This window comes from Nocardia sp. NPDC060259 (assembly GCF_042728775.1).
GTDB lineage: Bacteria > Actinomycetota > Actinomycetes > Mycobacteriales > Mycobacteriaceae > Nocardia.
The window spans coordinates 45,274-61,881 of record NZ_JBHXAY010000010.1 but is presented as its reverse complement, the minus strand read 5'-3'; the positions used below and the strand labels follow the sequence as shown (position 1 = coordinate 61,881).

Here is a 16,608-nt window from a genome sequence, read left to right as displayed (position 1 = left end):
AGCGTGAACACCGATTCCGGCGTCCATCGGGAAAAGTTGGAGTTGAGCGGAACAGACTCAACTTTGTGCGCGTTGAACCAGTCGATACCGGACACACCCAAGGAGATCTGTGGACTCGTTCAATCCCACCACCAAGACACAGGCGGCGCTGACCGCCGCCCTTCAGGCCGCCTCGGCGGCAGGCAATCCGGAGATCCGTCCGGCGCATTTGCTGGTGGCGTTGCTGGATCAGACCGATGGCATCGCCGCCCCGCTGTTGAAGGCCATCGGAGTCGACCCGGCGACAGTCGAGCGCGAGGCGGGCGACATCGTCGACCGGCTGCCGCGCGCGACCGGGGCGACCACGACACCGCAGCTGGGCCGCGAGGCGCTGGCCGCGCTCACCGCCGCGCAGCGGCTAGCCACCGAGCTCGGCGACGAGTACGTCTCGACCGAGAATCTGCTGGTCGGGCTCGCCGACGGTGACTCCGAGATCGCCAAGTTGCTGCGCAGGCACGGCGCGAGCCCGGAGACGATGCGCGATGCCTTCGCCACGGTGCGCGGCAGCGCGCGGGTCACCAGCCCGGAGCCGGAAGCCACCTACCAGGCGCTGGAGAAGTACTCCACCGACCTCACCGAGTTCGCCCGCGCCGGCAAGCTCGACCCGGTGATCGGCCGCGACACCGAGATCCGCCGGGTCGTGCAGGTGCTCTCGCGTCGCACCAAGAACAACCCGGTGCTCATCGGCGAGCCCGGCGTCGGCAAGACCGCCATCGTCGAGGGTCTGGCGCGCCGCATCATCGAAGGCGACGTGCCGGAATCGTTGCGCGACAAGAAGGTCATCTCGCTGGACCTGGGCGCGATGGTCGCCGGCGCGAAGTATCGCGGTGAGTTCGAGGAGCGGCTCAAGGCCGTGCTCGACGACATCAAGAACAGCGCGGGCGAGATCATCACCTTCATCGACGAGCTGCACACCATCGTCGGCGCGGGCGGCACCGGCGATTCCGCGATGGACGCGGGCAACATGATCAAGCCGCTGCTCGCCCGTGGTGAGTTGCGTCTGGTCGGCGCGACCACGCTCGACGAGTACCGCAAGTACATCGAGAAGGACGCCGCCCTGGAACGCCGGTTCCAGCAGGTCATCGTGGGTGAGCCGTCGGTGGCCGACACCATCGGCATCCTGCGCGGCATCAAGGAACGCTACGAGGTGCACCACGGCGTGCGGATCACCGATTCCGCGCTGGTGGCCGCCGCGACGCTGTCGGACCGCTACATCACCTCCCGGTTCCTGCCCGACAAGGCGATCGATCTGATCGACGAGTCGGCCTCGCGGCTGCGCATGGAAATCGACTCGCGGCCGGTCGAGATCGACGAGGTCGAGCGGGCAGTGCGCCGGCTCGAGATCGAAGAGGTCGCATTGGAGAAGGAAACCGACGAGGCCTCCAAGCAGCGGCTGGAGAAGCTGCGCTCCGAACTCGCCGATGACCGCGAGAAGCTCGGCCACCTCACCACCCGCTGGCAGAACGAGAAGAACGCGATCGACTCGGTGCGCGGACTGAAGGAACAGCTCGAAACGTTGCGCGGTGAGTCCGAGCGCGCCGAGCGCGACGGTGACCTGGGCAAGGCCGCCGAGCTGCGCTACGGCCGGATCCCCGCGCTGGAGAAGGAACTCGCCGCGGCCGAGCAGGTCACCGGTGCGGCGGCGGACGGCGACGTGATGCTGAACGAGGAGGTCACGCCCGACGACATCGCCGACGTGGTCTCCTCGTGGACCGGGGTGCCGGTCGGCCGGATGCTCGAAGGCGAGACCGCGAAGCTGCTGCGGATGGAGACCGAGGTTGCCGGACGTGTCGTCGGGCAGGAAGAGGCGGTGCGGGCCGTGTCGGACGCGGTGCGGCGAGCGCGGGCCGGGGTCGCCGACCCGAACCGGCCGACGGGGTCGTTCATGTTCGTCGGCCCGACCGGTGTCGGTAAGACGGAGCTGGCGAAGTCGCTGGCGGACTTCCTGTTCGCCGACGAACGCGCCATGGTCCGCATCGATATGAGCGAGTACAGCGAGAAGCACTCGGTGGCTCGCCTGGTCGGTGCTCCGCCCGGCTATATCGGCTACGACCAGGGCGGACAGCTCACCGAGGCGGTGCGAAGGCGTCCGTATTCGGTGGTGCTGTTCGACGAGATCGAGAAGGCGCACCCGGACGTCTTCGACATCCTGCTGCAGGTCCTCGACGAAGGCAGGCTGACCGACAGTCAGGGCCGCACGGTGGACTTCCGCAACACCATCCTCATCCTCACCTCCAACCTCGGTGCCGGTGGCGACAAGGACCAGGTGATGGAGGCGGTGCGCCGGGCGTTCAAGCCGGAGTTCCTCAACCGGCTCGACGACGTGGTGATGTTCCACGCGCTCGACGCCGAGCAGCTGGAATCGATCGTCGACATCAACCTGCGGCAGCTGCAGAAGCGGCTCGCGCAGCGGCGGCTGACGCTCGATGTCACCGACGAGGCCAAGAAGTGGCTGGCGGTGCGCGGCTACGACCCGGCCTACGGCGCGCGGCCGTTGCGCAGGCTGATCCAGCAGGCCATCGGCGACAGCCTGGCCAAGGAACTGCTCTCCGGCGCGGTCACCGACGGCGACACGGTGCGGGTGAGCGTAGACGACGCCACCGACAAGCTGGTCGTCGGACGCGAGGTTGTCCACAGCTCGTGAAATATCCACAGCGCGGTGCGTAGGGACCTCCCAACGCACCGCGCTGTCCTACGCTGGAGCTCATGACGAACCCGAACGATCCGTGGGGGCAACGCCCGGAGGATTCGCCGACCGAACGGCTGGGTTCGCCGGGCATGGATTCGACCAAGCCGTACGGCGGTGGCGGGTTCGACGAGTGGGGGCAGCCGTCGAACCCGACGCAGGCGCTGCCGCCGCACGACGCGCAATGGGGTGCCTACGAAAGTGGATATCCCGCGGCGCAACCACCACCGCACCAACCGCCCCCCGGCTACGACCAGGGTTATCCGGGCGCACCGCCGCCGGGTTACCCGCCCCGCCCGCAGGACGGTGACCAGGGCGAACCGCCGAGGCGGAACACCGGATTGTGGATCGCGCTCGGCCTCGGCGTCCTCGCGTTGATCGCGGTCGGCGGCGTGCTGGCCGGTCTGGTCGTCAGCGGCGGCGAGTCCGACGACACCACGGCGGCGGCGCCGACGACCACTCAATTCCTGGTGCCGCCGACCGGCAGACAGACGACTCCGGTCGTGCCGCCGACAACGAGCGGCCTGCCCGGGCTGCCCGGTCTCGGCGGTGGCGACGATCTCGGCGCGACGATGGGCAGCATCACCGCCAACACCGGCACCGAGATCACCATGAGCACCCTCGGCGGGTCGACGGTCCGGGTGCTGATCGACGATGCCACCCAGGTGATCTCGCTGACCAGCACGAAGGCGAGCGAGCTGCCCGTCGGCGACATGGTTATGGTGCAGGGCGACAAGAACCCAGACGGGTCGATCCACGCCAAGATCATCATCAGTACGGCGTTACCAAGCGGCCCCCGATGAGCGACCCGCGCGTCGAAAGCCCGGCACTGCCGGGCAATCACGGCGACGGCTGGATAGGCTAGGCGACGATGACGGCTATGTGGTTCGGGTTGGCGGCGATCGCACTCGTTGGTGCGGTCGTACTGCTCTATTTCGATCGGGTCCAGCGACAGCGGACCGGGCACGCGCGCCAGGTCTGGGCGAAGTCCCAGGGCTATACCTACGTCTCGGTCGAGCCGGCGCTCGCCTCGACGTGGCGTCGTGGCGCGCTGGCCAAGCTCGGCTATCTCTCCGCGGTCGACGTGGTCTCCGGCATCCGCAAGGGCGAGAAGTTCGTGCTCTTCGACCTGGAAGACGCGGCGACCCTGGTGGCGGTGCGCCGCCAGATCGGCTCCGAGATCGACGTCGACATGCGGCTCAAGACCGCGTCGCCGCCGAAGGACCACGATCTGGAACTGCTCGGCGCGATCGGCGACAGGGTCGTGTTCGCGACCGATCCCGAGATCGCAAGGCACGCGGTCGATCAGCGGATGGTCGGCTTCATCGAGTCGCTCTCGGACACCGTGCAGATGCTGTGGAGTGAGGGCAACTGGACTCTCGGCATGCTGCCCGTCGGCAGTGGTTCCAAGGACTGGGAGACCGCGATCGACGCGGTGCTTCGCCTGTCCGGTCTGCTGCATGTGCTGCCGCCGGTGGCCGAGCCGAGCGAATACACCCGTCCGCGCAGCAATGCCGACGAGCCGCTGGGCGCGGGCTTCCGCGACGAGTACGACGACGACCGCGAGCCCGCCGAATTCGGGCGTCCCGCCGCCGGTGACAACGACGAGCCAGGCCGCGCCCGCTTCCCGGGACCCGACGACGCCGATCCCGACGACCGCTACGGAGGCGACAAGCCGTACGGCAGCCGTGGCCCGGCCGCCCAAGCCCCCGAACCGGACGACTTCGGCCGTCGCGGACCCGCGGGCCGACCGCAGGCCTACACCGGCGACGACTACGACCCCGACCTCGACGATCCCGACTTCGAAGACCAGCCGGCCCCTGGCCGTCGTCCACTCGGTGAGCCGCCGAAGCGGCCGTCGCTGGCGGTCGTCCCGGAACCGCGTCCGCGCGCCGATGCTCCCGCATCGCGCGACGAGGACGCCGACTCGGGTCAGCCCGGCGGACCGTTCCACCCCGGTTTCCGTCCGTACCAGGGTCCCGTACCGAAGTGACCGACAGCCCGATTCGCCTGCCCGGCTCGCATCGCCCCGTCGCCATGATCACCGGACCGACGTCCGGCATCGGGCAGGGCTTCGCCCACCGCCTCGCCTCGCTCGGCTACGACCTGGTGCTCGTCGCCAGGAACGAGGAGCGTCTGCGCGCGCTCGCCGACGAGCTCGGCCGCCGCTACGCCACCTCCACCGAGGTGCTCGTCGCCGACCTCGCCGATGACGACGACCGCGCCCGTGTCGCCGATCGGGCAGCCAAGGGGCTGGAATTCCTGGTCAACAACGCGGGTTTCGCGCATTCGGGGGAGTTCTGGACCCTGGAGCCCGCGGAACTGCAGGCTCAGCTGGATGTCAACGTCACCTCGGTACTGCAGCTGACCAGGGCCGCGTTGCCCGCGATGATCGCCGCGGCCACCGGGTCGATCGTGAATGTGGCGAGCGTGGCCGGACTGATCCCGGGACGGGGGTCGACCTACTCGGCGTCCAAGGCCTACGTCGTATCCTTCTCGGAAGGGTTGGCGGGTGGATTGGCGGGCACCGGTGTCCGCATCCAGGCGCTGTGCCCCGGGTTCGTGCACACCGAGTTCCACGAGCGGGCGGGCATCGAGATGAGCTCGCTGCCCAAGCGGCTGTGGCTCGACGTCGACCAGGTCGTCGACGGGTGTCTGCACGACCTGGACGCGGGCCGGGTGATCAGCGTGCCGGGCGTGCAGTACAAGGTGCTCACCGCGGTGGCGGGCTTCGTCCCACGAACCCTGGTGGCCCGCATGAATCGCGGACTCTTCAACGCGCGCGGACGGACCTAGGGCATGAGCGTCGGGCCCGGACGCGGAGCGTAGCGTAACCATAGGCCCGGATCATGACCGAAAGGACACGCAAACGATGATCGACCAGGCACGTCAGGCGCTCACCGAGGCAGATCGCGACCAGCTGGCCGCGCTCGTGCGCGAGCTCGCGGTCGTGCACGGCAAGGTGACGTTGTCCTCGGGCAAGGAGGCCGACTACTACGTCGACCTGCGCCGCGCGACGCTGCATCACCAGGCCGGCCCGCTGATCGGTTCGCTGCTGCGCGAGCTGGTCGCCGACTGGGACTTCGACGCCGTCGGCGGGCTCACCATGGGCGCCGATCCGGTCGCGATGGCGGTGATGCACGCGGCGGGCCGCCCGATCGACGCGTTCGTGGTTCGCAAGGCGGCCAAGGCGCACGGCATGCAGCGTCAGATCGAGGGCCCCGACATCGTGGGCAAGCGTGTGCTGGTCGTCGAGGACACCACCACCACCGGCAATTCGCCGCTCACCGCGGTGCGCGCGCTGCGTGACGCGGGCGCGATCGTGGTCGGCGTCGCTACCGTTGTCGACCGGGAAACCGGTGCTGACCAGGTCATCGCCGCCGAGGGGCTGGAGTATCGATCCATCCTCGGTCTCGATGACCTTGCTCTGAGTTAGCCTGAACAACGGTAACCCTGGATGACGATGTGGTCGTCCGGAAAGTCTGAAGGACGTGTGAGTCACCTGTGGTGAGCATTGCAGTAAACAAGAGTCGTGACAACGTTGCGATGCTCGGGATCGGTGCGTACCGACCGCAGCGCATCGTCAGCAATGCCGAGGTGTGTGAACAACTCGACTCCACGCCCGAGTGGATCTTCGACCGCACGGGGATCCACAATCGCCGCTGGATCAGCGGTGACGAGACGATCCGGTCGATCGCGGTGGCCGCGGGTGACCGCGCGCTGAGGAACACCCCGATCGAGCGCACGAAGATCGGCGCCGTCGTCCTGTGCACGTCGAGCTGGCTCAAGCTCACCCCGCACGGTGCCCCGTCGGTGGCCTCCGATCTCGGCCTCAACGGTGTCGCCGCCTTCGACCTCACCTCCGGCTGCGGTGGCTTCGGCTATGGCCTCGGTGTCGCCGCCGACCTCATCCGGGCCGGTTCGTTCGACTACGTGCTGGTGATCGGCGCGGAGACGATGACCGTCGGCCTGGACAAGGCCGACCGCGGCACCGCGATGATCTTCGGTGACGGCGCGGGCGCTGTCGTCGTCGGTCCGGCCGAGGAGAACGGCATCTCCCCGACGGTGTGGGGCAGCGACGGCGAGAACGCCGAGGCCATCGCCCAGAACATCGACTTCCTCGCGTTCCAGAAGCGCGCCCAGGACATGCAGGGCACCGACCCCGAGGTCGAGCTGGTCGGCCAGATGGCGCTGCGGATGGAGGGCCCGAAGGTCTTCCGCTGGGCCGCGGTGACGCTGCCGCGCGCGCTGTCGGCGGCGCTGGACGCCTCCGGTGTGGCCAAGGAGGACATCGAGGTGTTCATCCCGCACCAGGCCAACGCGCGGATCAACGAGCTGATGAAGAAGAACCTCGGCCTGGCCGAGGGCATCCCGATGGCCAACGACATCGAGAACACCGGCAACACCTCGGCCGCCTCGATCCCGCTGGCGATGGAGGAGATGCTGGTCACCGGCAAGGCGAAGGGCGGTCAGCTGGCGCTGCTGCTCGGCTTCGGCGCCGGTCTGAGCTACGCGGGTCAGGTCGTCACCCTGCCGCCCGCGCCGCAGGAAGCGAGCTTCTGACGTGCGACCGCTGCGCGCCGGCTATCTCGCAGCGGCGGCGGTCACCGTCTTCGGTGCCGTCACCGGCCGCGACCGGCTCCAATGGCTGACCAAGCCGCTGCTGATGCCGCTGCTGGCGGCCGATACCGTCACCAGCGGCGTCGAGCTCGATCCGGCCGAGCGCCGGATCCTGCTCGGTTCGCTGGCCGCGGCCACCGTCGGTGACGTGCTGCTCATCGATCCCGACGACGACCGGCGCCTGATCGCGGGCGCGTCCTCGTTCGCGGTCATGCAGACCGGCTACTCGCTGCTGTGGTGGCGGCGTGGCGCCCGGCCCCGCGCCGCGATCGCCGCACCTCGCCTGGTGGCGTGGGCCGGTGCGGCCGGTCTGCTGCGCGCGAAGGCACCGGTCCTCGCGATCCCGCTCACCGCCTACGGCGCCACCCTCGGCACCGCGGCGACCCTGGCATCGGACCCCGCGCTGTCACCCGGCACGAAGAACATTGCGGGACTGAACATTCCGAATAGCGACCCACGAAGCCGATTAGGTCTCGGCGCGCTGCTGTTCACGGTCTCGGATGGCCTGATCGTGCTCCGCCGCCTCTTCGCCCGCGACGACCGCACCCGCCGAATCAGCGAGGGCGTCATCCTGGCGACCTACGCGGCCGCCCAGTACCTGCTCACGGACCCCGAGGTGGCCGCGCCAGCGCGTGGTGCCTGATACCCCTGTCACACAGCGCTTACCTGAGTGTTCATCGCGCGCAACACCCGCCGCGCACGCTTCGAAGATGACCGGGCAGGTGCAGTTCATCGAGGTGCACGGCTATCGCCGCGCGTTCCGGATGGCCGGGTCGGGGCCGCCGCTGCTGCTCATCCACGGGATCTCCGACAGCTCGGGCACCTGGGCGCCGGTGTTCGACGCGCTGGCCGAGCACTACACCGTGCTCGCGCCCGATCTGCTCGGCCATGGCGAATCGGACAAGCCGCGCGCGGATTACGCCGTGGCGGCCTACGCCAACGGGATGCGCGATCTGCTCAGCGTGCTCGGCATCGAGCGGGTCACCCTGGTGGGGCACTCGCTCGGTGGCGGCGTCGCGATGCAGTTCGCCTACCAGTTCCCCGAGCGGGTGGAACGGCTCGCGCTGGTCTGCCCGGCCGGAATGGGCGCGGGGGTGCACCCGGTGTTCCGGCTGGCGACGCTGCCCGGCGCCGGACCCGGCCTGCTGGCGTTGACCAGCTGGCCGGTGCGCACGTTCGTGCGGGCATCGATCCCGGTCGTGCACGGCCTCGGCGGGCTCGGTCTCGGGCCGGATGCCGACTATGTGCTGCGGCTCTACGGCCAGCTGTCCGACACCGCGGCGCGCAACGCGTTCCTGCGCACCATCCGCGCGGCCGCCGATCGGCGCGGCCAGTCCATCACCATGCTCGACCGCGGCTACCTGGCCGCGCATCTGCCGACGCTGATCGTCGGCGGCACCCGCGACACCGTCATCCCCTCCAGCCACGCCGAACGCGCGCACCGCGCCTTCCCCGGTTCCATGCTGGAAATCTTCGAGGGCGCAGGCCACTTCCCGCACCACTACGACCCGGACCGCTTCGTGAAACTGATCCGCGCGTTCATCGACAGCACCCAACCGGCCGTCTTCGATCCGCAGCGCTGGCAGCGGACCTTGCGCCGCGGCAAGCCGATCGTCGCCCTGCCCTCCCTGGACGCGGCCCCCGGCTGAGCGGACACAGTCACAGGACGAGGATGATTCGGTCCCGGTCCGTCGGGTCGACGCGGATCGGGATGGTTTGCCCGATGGCTATCCGTGGCTTGTCCACCGGCATCACGTCGACCACGATCTTGCCGTGGTAACTGTCGGACCCGGGCACCGTCAGCTCGACATCGAGTTCGGTGAGCTCACTGGAATGATCGGTGCGGGTCAGCGGCCGCACGCCGTTGATGCGCGCCCAGCCTTCCAGGCCGTGTTTGCGCAGCTGCCGGTCGGCTCTGGTCGGCATCGAGGCGATCGCCATGGCGATGCCCGCGGCGGCGCCGAAGAGCCCGACCATGATGAAGACCTGATAGGGCAGCGTCCCCGGCGGTGTGTGCGGCGCGAGCCAGCCGAGCCACACCGCGAGCGCGACAAGATACATCGCGACGACGCAGGTCAGCGCCTGAACAATGCGCGTGTGCTCCATACCGACAACCACCCGTGAGCCCTACGGTTCCAGGATAGGTCGCGTGTTCGTGTCGTCGGCGGCCTCGCGATCACGATTCGCGCAGGTGTACCCAGCCCCGGCCGGGTCGTCGGCCGGACCGGGCCCCACCTAGCATTCTCGGGGTGAACGAGTCAGTGCCATCGCCCGAGGTCGAGGTCGCGGGTCCGACCGAATGGGGCGAGCATCCGTACGGACTCGGACCGTGGGAGCAGGAATACGGCACCCCCGCCCCCACCGACGACCGCTACGACCCGCAGCTGCTTGCCGAGGGTGACCGGCGCAATGTCGTCGACGCGTACCGGTACTGGACCCGCGAGGCGATCGTCGCCGACATCGACGCCCGCCGCTTCCCCTTCCACGTCGCCATCGAGAACTTCGGCCACGACGCCAATATCGGCACCGTGGTCCGCACCGCCAACGCCTTCGCGGCGGCCGCCGTGCACATCGTCGGCAAACGGCGCTGGAACCGGCGCGGCGCCATGGTCACCGACCGCTACCAGCACCTGATGCACCACGCCGATCTGGCCGAACTGCGCGAGTACGCCGCAGGCGAGGGGCTGACCGTCGTCGCGGTCGACAATGTGCCCGGCGCGGTCCCGCTGGAGACAGCCCAGCTGCCGCGCGACTGCCTGCTGCTGTTCGGCCAGGAAGGCCCCGGTGTCAGCGAGGATGCGAAAGACGCTGCGGCGCTGACTGTTTCGATCGCCCAGTTCGGTTCGACCCGTAGTATCAACGCCGGTGTCGCCGCCGGCATCGCCATGCACGCCTGGATCCGCCAGCACGCCGACCTCTCGCTGGCCTGGTGACCGGTCGGTTCCTGACCGTCCTGATGTGTGTACCGGCCTGGTTGTGATCGAATCAGCTTCGAATCGGTAACAGAACGGGCGCGAAAACCGGGCGGCAACTGGCACCATGGTCCCATGACCTCGCGCAGCGGCCGGCGCCCACAGCCCACTGATCGCGCCGGATCCGTGCCGACTCCGGCGTTGTGGTCCGAGCGTGCCGACATGGCCGAGTCGGCGATCGTCTCGCGGCACCTGCGCATGCTGTGGGGTTGTCCCGGAACGGAATTGGGTGTCGTCGGCTGGCCTGCGACCCGGCGCGAGCGCGCGTTCGCCGGCTGGCACTACTGGTGGCAGGCGCACCTGCTCGATATCGCGGTCGACGCCGCCAACCGGGTGCCAACCCCCGCGCGCCGCAGGCGCATCGGCGCCATCGCCCGCGCCATCCGCATCCGCAATCTCACCGGCTGGACCAACCGCTACTACGACGACATGGCCTGGCTCGCGATCGCGCTGGAACGCGCCGAGCGCACCCAGGACCTGACCGAGGCCCGCCGCGGCCTGGTCGCGCTCGAGCAGCAGCTCTACGGCGCCTGGGCTCCCGAGACCGGCGGCGGCATCCCGTGGCGGCTCCGCTCCGACTTCTTCAACGCACCGGCCAACGGTCCGGCGGGCATCGCGCTGCTGCGCCTTGGCCGGGTCGAGCGCGCGCAGGAGATGGCCGACTGGCTCGACGCCACCCTGCGCGACCCCGAATCCGGCCTGACCCTCGACGGCATCCACCTGCCGTCGGGCGAGATCGAGCGTCCGGTGTTCAGCTACTGCCAGGGCGTTGTGCTCGGCCTGGAGACCGAACTGGCCGTGCAGACCGACGACGACCGGCACGCCGAGCGGGTCAGCAGGCTGCTGGCCGCGGTCGAGGAGAACATGACCACCCGGCTGGTGATCTCCGGCGGCGGCGGTGGGGACGGCGGCCTGTTCAACGGCATCCTCGCCCGCTACCTGGCGGTCGTCGCCCTGATGCTGCCCGGCGAAGGCAAGCAGCAGGAGGGTGATCGGCGCATCGCGGCGGCCATCGTGAAGGCCTCGGCCACCGCGGCCTGGGCCAACCGCCTCGAGGTGGAGGGCGAGCCGCTGTTCGGGCACGACTGGAGCAAGCCTGCCCGCTTACCCGGCGGCACGGCGGGTGCGGGCAAGTTCACCGCGGGCGGTTCGGTGACCGCCTCCGCCGTGCCGGAACGCGACCTGTCGGTGCAGCTGTCCGGCTGGATGCTGATGGAAGCCGCCTACCAGGTGACCGCCGCGGGGTTGTGACCCTCAGTGGTCGGCGTCGGCGGCCGCCCGATCCAGATCGAAGTCCTCGACCGGCTTGGCCATCTCCTGGCGGTAGTGCCGCAGGCCGAGGATCGTGCCGACGACCAGGCCGACGATCATGATGCCGATCACGGCAGGCATCAGCCAGGGCACCTGCTCGAGGAACTCGCCGGCGTAATAACCGATCAGCAGCAGCACCGGCGCCCAGATGATCGCGCCGAGGGTGCTGGCGACGGTGTAGCGGCGGTGATCCATCTTGGCAGCGCCCGCCACCATCGGGCACAGCGTGCGCACCCACGGAATCCAGCGCGCGATCAGCACGGCGAAGAAGCCGTGTTTCTCCAGCAGGGCGGTGACCTTCGCCAGATTCCTGGTGTTGATATAGCGGCCGTTCTTGCGCGCGACCAGGTGATGCCCGGTGCGCTGGCCGACGACATACCCCACCTGATTGCCCGCGATCGCGGCCAGCATGGTGCCCACCGACAACGCCCACACCTGGGCCTCGCCGTTGGCATGCGAGGCCATCACGATGCCGGCGGTGATGAGCATGGAGTCACCGGGCAGGAACAGCCCGATGATGAACGCGCACTCCAGGAAGACGAAGACCAGCACCACCGTCCAGACCACGGCGGGGCCTGCCGAGATCAGCGGATCGAAGCTGCCCAGAGCGTGAATCGACGGTACTGCGGTCACGTGATCAGTGCGCCTCGTTCGTCGAAGCTGCCAGCTCGGTGGCGGGCGCGGCCTCGGTGGGCGCGGCGCCGCGACGATCGAGGACCTTCTTACCGACCGTGATGATCGCGGGCAGGATCGAGACGAACACGATCAGCAGGAAGATCGCTTCCACATGGTCGCGAATGAACGGCACATTGCCGAGGAAGTAGCCGATGATCGTGACACCGCCGCCCCAGAGCACGGCGCCGACGATGTCGAACGCCACGTACTTGCGGTAGCTCATCTTCGACACACCCGCCAGCACCGGCATGAACGTGCGCACGATCGGCACGAACCTGGCCAGGATGATCGTCTTGGGGCCGTGCTTCTCGAAGAACTCGTGCGTCTCCACGATGTACTGCTTCTTGAAGAAGCGGCTGTCCTCCTTGCGGAAGATCGCGGGCCCGATCTTACGGCCGATCCAGTACGCGCACTGATCGCCCGCGAAGGCGGTGATGATGACCAGCGGCACGAGCACCCAGATGTTCGGGCTGCCCTGCGCGGCCAGCATGCCGCCGGTGAACAGCAGCGAGTCACCGGGCAGCAACGGGAAGAGCAGGCCGGTCTCGATGAAGACGATCGCCAGGATGGCGGGTAGAACCGCGTTCTTCAGCCAAGTCTCCTGGAGCAGATACAACGGGTCCAGCAACTGGGTCAACGCAAGGTTGTTCGTCACCGCATCGGATACCGCCAGCAAAGTCACGGCCCCCACAGTACCGGTCCGATCTGTGACATGAGTGTCCTGCGGTGTTCGCAGATGCGCGGGGAACAAGCCGGTGAACCCCGCGATCGCTTCCTAACTTAGGGTGTGGCCTGACAGAATTGGTTTTTCGCTTCCCCCACAGACGGAGGTCACTGCTGTGCCTATCGCGACTCCGGAGGTCTACGCCGAGATGCTCGGCCGGGCCAAGGCGCACTCGTTCGCATTCCCGGCTATCAACTGCACCTCGTCGGAGACGATCAACGCCGCGATCAAGGGCTTCGCGGAGGCGGGCAGCGACGGCATCATCCAGTTCTCGACCGGTGGCGCCGAGTTCGCCTCCGGTCTGGGCGTGAAGGACATGGTCACCGGCGCGGTGGCGCTGGCCGAGTTCGCGCACGTGGTCGCCGCCAAGTACGACGTGACCATCGCGCTGCACACCGACCACTGCCCCAAGGACAAGCTGGACACCTACGTGCGTCCGCTGCTCGCGATCTCGCAGGACCGTGTCAACGCGGGCCTGAACCCGCTGTTCCAGTCGCACATGTGGGACGGCTCGGCCATCCCGATCGACGAGAACCTCGAGATCGCCAAGGAGCTGCTCAAGCTCTCGAAGGCCGCCAACATCATCCTCGAGGTCGAGATCGGCGTCGTCGGCGGTGAAGAGGACGGTGTCGAGGCCGAGATCAACGACAAGCTCTACACCTCGCCCGAGGACTTCGAGAAGACCATCGACGCGCTCGGCGCGGGCGAGAACGGCAAGTACCTGCTGGCCGCCACCTTCGGCAACGTGCACGGTGTGTACAAGCCGGGCAACGTGGTGCTCAAGCCCGAGGTGCTGGCCGAGGGCCAGCGCGTCGCGGCGGCCAAGCTCGGCCTGTCGGCCGACGCGCAGCCGTTCGACTTCGTCTTCCACGGTGGTTCGGGCTCGCTGAAGTCCGAGATCGAGGACTCGCTGCGGTTCGGCGTCGTGAAGATGAACGTCGACACCGACACCCAGTACGCCTTCACCCGCCCGGTCGCCGGTCACATGTTCACCAACTACGACGGTGTGCTGAAGATCGACGGTGAGGTCGGCAACAAGAAGGTCTACGACCCGCGCAGCTACCTGAAGAAGGCCGAGACCTCGATGGCCGATCGCGTCGTCGAGGCCTGCAACGACCTCAATTCGGCCGGTCGTTCGGTGTCGGGTTCCTGATCGGTTTTTCGCAACAATCAAACGGGGCCCGAGCTCATGAGTCTTGATGTCCGTGTGCTCGGGCCCGTTCGACTGCTGGTCGGCGGTGAGCCGGTGGCGGTCGGCGGGCCCAAGCCGCGCGCTCTGCTTGCCGCGCTCACCGTCAACAGGCGGCGCGCGGTGTCTTCTGCCGTGCTGGCCGAGATGGTGTGGAACGAGGATCCGCCGGACTCCTACGCCGCCAGCCTGCAGGTGTTCGTCTCCAACATCCGCAAGGCGCTGCGCAACGCCGGTATCGACTCCGCGCAGGTCCTGCGGACCGAGGGCGCGGGCTACCGGCTCGAAATCCCGGACACCGCCTGCGATCTCGGCCGGTTCGAGAACGCCCGCGAGGCGGGTTCGCGCTGCCTCGAGGTGGGCGACCACCCCGGCGCGGCCAATCTGTTCGGTGTGGCGCTGCGCGAGTGGACCGGCCGGGCACTGTCCGACCTGGCCGGACTGCAGTTCGCCGACGGTTTCGCGACCGCGATGGACGAGGAGCGGCTGCTCGCCGTCTCCGCCCGTGTCGACGCCGAAATCGCCTGTGGGCGCGCCTCTTCGGTGATCGGTGAGCTGGTCTCGATGACCAACGAGCACCCGCTGCGCGAGCCGCTGTGGGGTCAGCTGATCACCGCTCTGTACCTGTCCGGCAGGCAGGCCGACGCGCTCGAGGCATGCAGGCGGGTGCGCGGCGTGCTGGCCGAGGAACTCGGCATCGACCCCGGCGCCGCGCTGATCGAGCTGGAACAGCGGGTGCTGCGGCAGGAACCGCTGAATCTGGTGGAGGTCAAGCGATCCGAGCAGCTCGCCGCCGCGATGACCGAGACGGTCACCGAGGTGCCGCGCTCGATCCGCAACGGCAACCTGCGCTTCGCCGACGGCCGCACCATCCCGATTCCGCACGGCGGCATCAGGATCGGGCGCATGACGGACAACGAGCTGGTGCTCGACGACCCGAAAGCCAGCCGCTACCACGCGCACATCATGCCGAGCCGCGCCGGACTGCTGATCAAGGACCTGCACTCGGCCAACGGTGTCTACGTGAACGAGGTGCCGATCGACAGTGGTGCGTTGCTGGCCGACGGTGATGTCATCCGGGTCGGCGCAACGGTTTTGACGTTTATCGCCGTTTCGTAGGCGCAGCACGAGCTACCCACAGATCTCGCAAGCACATGGGTAACTCGTGGGGGACGGGCTAACCCCGCTCCGCACGCACCGCCGACCCAAGGCGACACCTGCCCTGAGTCTGGCCAGAATTCGCGGGGAGGCGGTTAGGTGAGGCGGACGTCGGCGACGGCGCGGCCGAAGAGCTTGCGCCCCTCGGAGATTCCGCTCAGCAGGATCGTGGCGGCGCGGCGTTCGGGGTCGATCGACTTGATCTTGCCGGAGAACTCGATGATGCCCGCTTCGGCCGGGGGGACCGGGACGAAACCGGAGAAGCGGACGGCCAGCTTCTCGATCGCGGTGGGGTCGCCGAGCCAGTCGGTCAGGTACTGGGCGGCCAGGCCCATGGTCAGCAGGCCGTGGGCGACGACGGTCGGCAGGCCCGCCAGTTCGGCGGCGCGGTCGCTGAAGTGGATCGGGTTCGGGTCGCCGGAGACGCCGGCGTAGTTGGCCAGGTCGCCGCGGGTCACCCGGGCGATGCCGGCGGGCAGCTCGCCGCCCTTGACCAGGGAGTCGAACTCGGGGGTGGTGTTGACCGGGGCGAACTCGCGCGGCGCGGTAGCCGGTGCGGGGCCGGTGCGGCGGATCAGTGTGTCGGCGGTGTCGAGACCGGCGATGGTGGCCGGGCGCGGGTGCATGCTGATGTTCTCGACGGCATCGACGATGCCGGGGTCGACCTCGACGCCACGCCGGGCAACGATGGTGGTCGTGCCCTGCACGGCTGTCTCGCCGTCCTGATTGATCAGCTTGAAGCCGACGTTGATGAAGTCGTTGTCGCTGAACTGGCGGATCGACTCGATATCGATCTCGGTGCTGATCCGGTCGCCCGCCAGCATCGGCCGGTGGATCTCGAAGACCTGGTCGGTCTGCAGGACCTGGGACAGGTCGTACTCGGTGAGCACGGTGTCGAGCAGTGCCCTGGTGGCGCTCATCCCGATCACCGAGGCGAAGGTCGGCGGCGCGACGATGCCCTCATAGCCGAGCTTGCGCGCGTCGACTTCCTGGTGATGGGCGGGGTGCAGATTCTGCACGGCCCTGGCGAATTCTCGGATCTTCTCGCGGCCGACCTCGTAGTGATCGCGGAACCCGAATCGCTGGCCGACCAGCGACGCGTCCGGGACCACAGCTTCGATGTCCGGCTGCGACACTGTCTGTACCTTGCTCATGATCCGGAAAATGTTAGTCGAGAATCCAACCGGATGCCCAGTTATGTGTGACCCGTCATAGCAGGCAGGAATGCCCGCTA

At 68.4% G+C, this 16,608-nt stretch carries 16 protein-coding genes; 12 read left to right on the top strand and 4 right to left on the bottom strand.

The annotated features are described in order from the left end of the window. The first annotated feature begins 109 nt into the window (after window positions 1-109). The 8 genes from clpB to ACFWF2_RS07030 all read left to right on the top strand — a co-directional run bounded on the left by clpB (window position 110) and on the right by ACFWF2_RS07030 (window position 8,994). The gene (gene clpB / locus ACFWF2_RS07065) at window positions 110-2,683 is read left to right on the top strand and encodes an ATP-dependent chaperone ClpB (protein WP_379305456.1); all 2,574 of its coding nucleotides are present in this window, start codon (window positions 110-112) and stop codon (window positions 2,681-2,683) included. Between the two features lie 62 nt (window positions 2,684-2,745). Next, window positions 2,746-3,528 carry a DUF5666 domain-containing protein gene (locus tag ACFWF2_RS07060; protein ID WP_379305454.1) on the top strand — a complete coding sequence of 261 codons (783 nt, stop codon included), beginning with the start codon at window positions 2,746-2,748 and terminating at the stop codon, window positions 3,526-3,528. Window positions 3,529-3,596: 68 nt separating this feature from the next. Further along, entirely contained in the window at window positions 3,597-4,718 is a 1,122-nt protein-coding gene (locus tag ACFWF2_RS07055) for a hypothetical protein (protein WP_379305452.1), read from the top strand. A gap of 44 nt (window positions 4,719-4,762) precedes the next feature. Next, window positions 4,763-5,521, top strand: a complete 759-nt coding sequence (locus ACFWF2_RS07050) for an SDR family NAD(P)-dependent oxidoreductase (RefSeq protein WP_379305540.1) — start codon at window positions 4,763-4,765, stop codon at window positions 5,519-5,521. Between the two features lie 76 nt (window positions 5,522-5,597). Beyond that, the gene (gene pyrE, locus ACFWF2_RS07045) at window positions 5,598-6,161 is read left to right on the top strand and encodes an orotate phosphoribosyltransferase (RefSeq protein WP_378853601.1); all 564 of its coding nucleotides are present in this window, start codon (window positions 5,598-5,600) and stop codon (window positions 6,159-6,161) included. Between the two features lie 68 nt (window positions 6,162-6,229). Further along, window positions 6,230-7,288, top strand: a complete 1,059-nt coding sequence (locus tag ACFWF2_RS07040; protein WP_379305450.1) for a beta-ketoacyl-ACP synthase 3 — start codon at window positions 6,230-6,232, stop codon at window positions 7,286-7,288. Between the two features lies 1 nt (window position 7,289). Further along, window positions 7,290-7,988 carry a lysoplasmalogenase gene (locus ACFWF2_RS07035; RefSeq protein ID WP_379305448.1) on the top strand — a complete coding sequence of 233 codons (699 nt, stop codon included), beginning with the start codon at window positions 7,290-7,292 and terminating at the stop codon, window positions 7,986-7,988. Between the two features lie 67 nt (window positions 7,989-8,055). Continuing rightward, the gene (locus ACFWF2_RS07030; RefSeq protein WP_379305446.1) at window positions 8,056-8,994 is read left to right on the top strand and encodes an alpha/beta fold hydrolase; all 939 of its coding nucleotides are present in this window, start codon (window positions 8,056-8,058) and stop codon (window positions 8,992-8,994) included. Between the two features lie 10 nt (window positions 8,995-9,004). Here ACFWF2_RS07030 and ACFWF2_RS07025 read toward each other — a convergent pair whose 3' ends face one another. Next, entirely contained in the window at window positions 9,005-9,451 is a 447-nt protein-coding gene (locus ACFWF2_RS07025; protein WP_379305444.1) for a hypothetical protein, read from the bottom strand. Between the two features lie 143 nt (window positions 9,452-9,594). Between ACFWF2_RS07025 and ACFWF2_RS07020 the strand changes: the two genes are divergently transcribed. Continuing rightward, complete coding sequence (locus ACFWF2_RS07020) at window positions 9,595-10,278, top strand: TrmH family RNA methyltransferase (RefSeq protein WP_379305442.1); 684 nt, start codon at window positions 9,595-9,597, stop codon at window positions 10,276-10,278. 201 nt (window positions 10,279-10,479) lie between these two features. Further along, the gene (locus tag ACFWF2_RS07015; protein ID WP_379305538.1) at window positions 10,480-11,568 is read left to right on the top strand and encodes a glycoside hydrolase family 76 protein; all 1,089 of its coding nucleotides are present in this window, start codon (window positions 10,480-10,482) and stop codon (window positions 11,566-11,568) included. Between the two features lie 3 nt (window positions 11,569-11,571). Here the strand turns inward: ACFWF2_RS07015 and ACFWF2_RS07010 are convergent, their stop codons facing one another. Continuing rightward, window positions 11,572-12,261, bottom strand: coding sequence for a DedA family protein (locus tag ACFWF2_RS07010; protein ID WP_379305440.1), 690 nt, complete (start codon window positions 12,259-12,261; stop codon window positions 11,572-11,574). Between the two features lie 4 nt (window positions 12,262-12,265). Continuing rightward, window positions 12,266-12,985, bottom strand: coding sequence for a DedA family protein (locus ACFWF2_RS07005; protein ID WP_379305438.1), 720 nt, complete (start codon window positions 12,983-12,985; stop codon window positions 12,266-12,268). A 157-nt stretch (window positions 12,986-13,142) separates the two neighbouring features. Between ACFWF2_RS07005 and fbaA the strand changes: the two genes are divergently transcribed. Together fbaA and ACFWF2_RS06995 are read left to right on the top strand one after the other, a co-directional pair. Next, window positions 13,143-14,180: a class II fructose-bisphosphate aldolase gene (gene fbaA / locus ACFWF2_RS07000; RefSeq protein ID WP_379305436.1), complete on the top strand. Its 1,038-nt coding sequence runs from the start codon at window positions 13,143-13,145 to the stop codon at window positions 14,178-14,180. 36 nt (window positions 14,181-14,216) lie between these two features. Beyond that, window positions 14,217-15,335: a BTAD domain-containing putative transcriptional regulator gene (locus tag ACFWF2_RS06995; RefSeq protein ID WP_379305434.1), complete on the top strand. Its 1,119-nt coding sequence runs from the start codon at window positions 14,217-14,219 to the stop codon at window positions 15,333-15,335. Between the two features lie 134 nt (window positions 15,336-15,469). Here the strand turns inward: ACFWF2_RS06995 and ACFWF2_RS06990 are convergent, their stop codons facing one another. Beyond that, window positions 15,470-16,528, bottom strand: coding sequence for a fused (3R)-hydroxyacyl-ACP dehydratase subunits HadA/HadB (locus ACFWF2_RS06990; RefSeq protein ID WP_379305432.1), 1,059 nt, complete (start codon window positions 16,526-16,528; stop codon window positions 15,470-15,472). Between the last annotated feature and the right edge of the window lie 80 nt (window positions 16,529-16,608).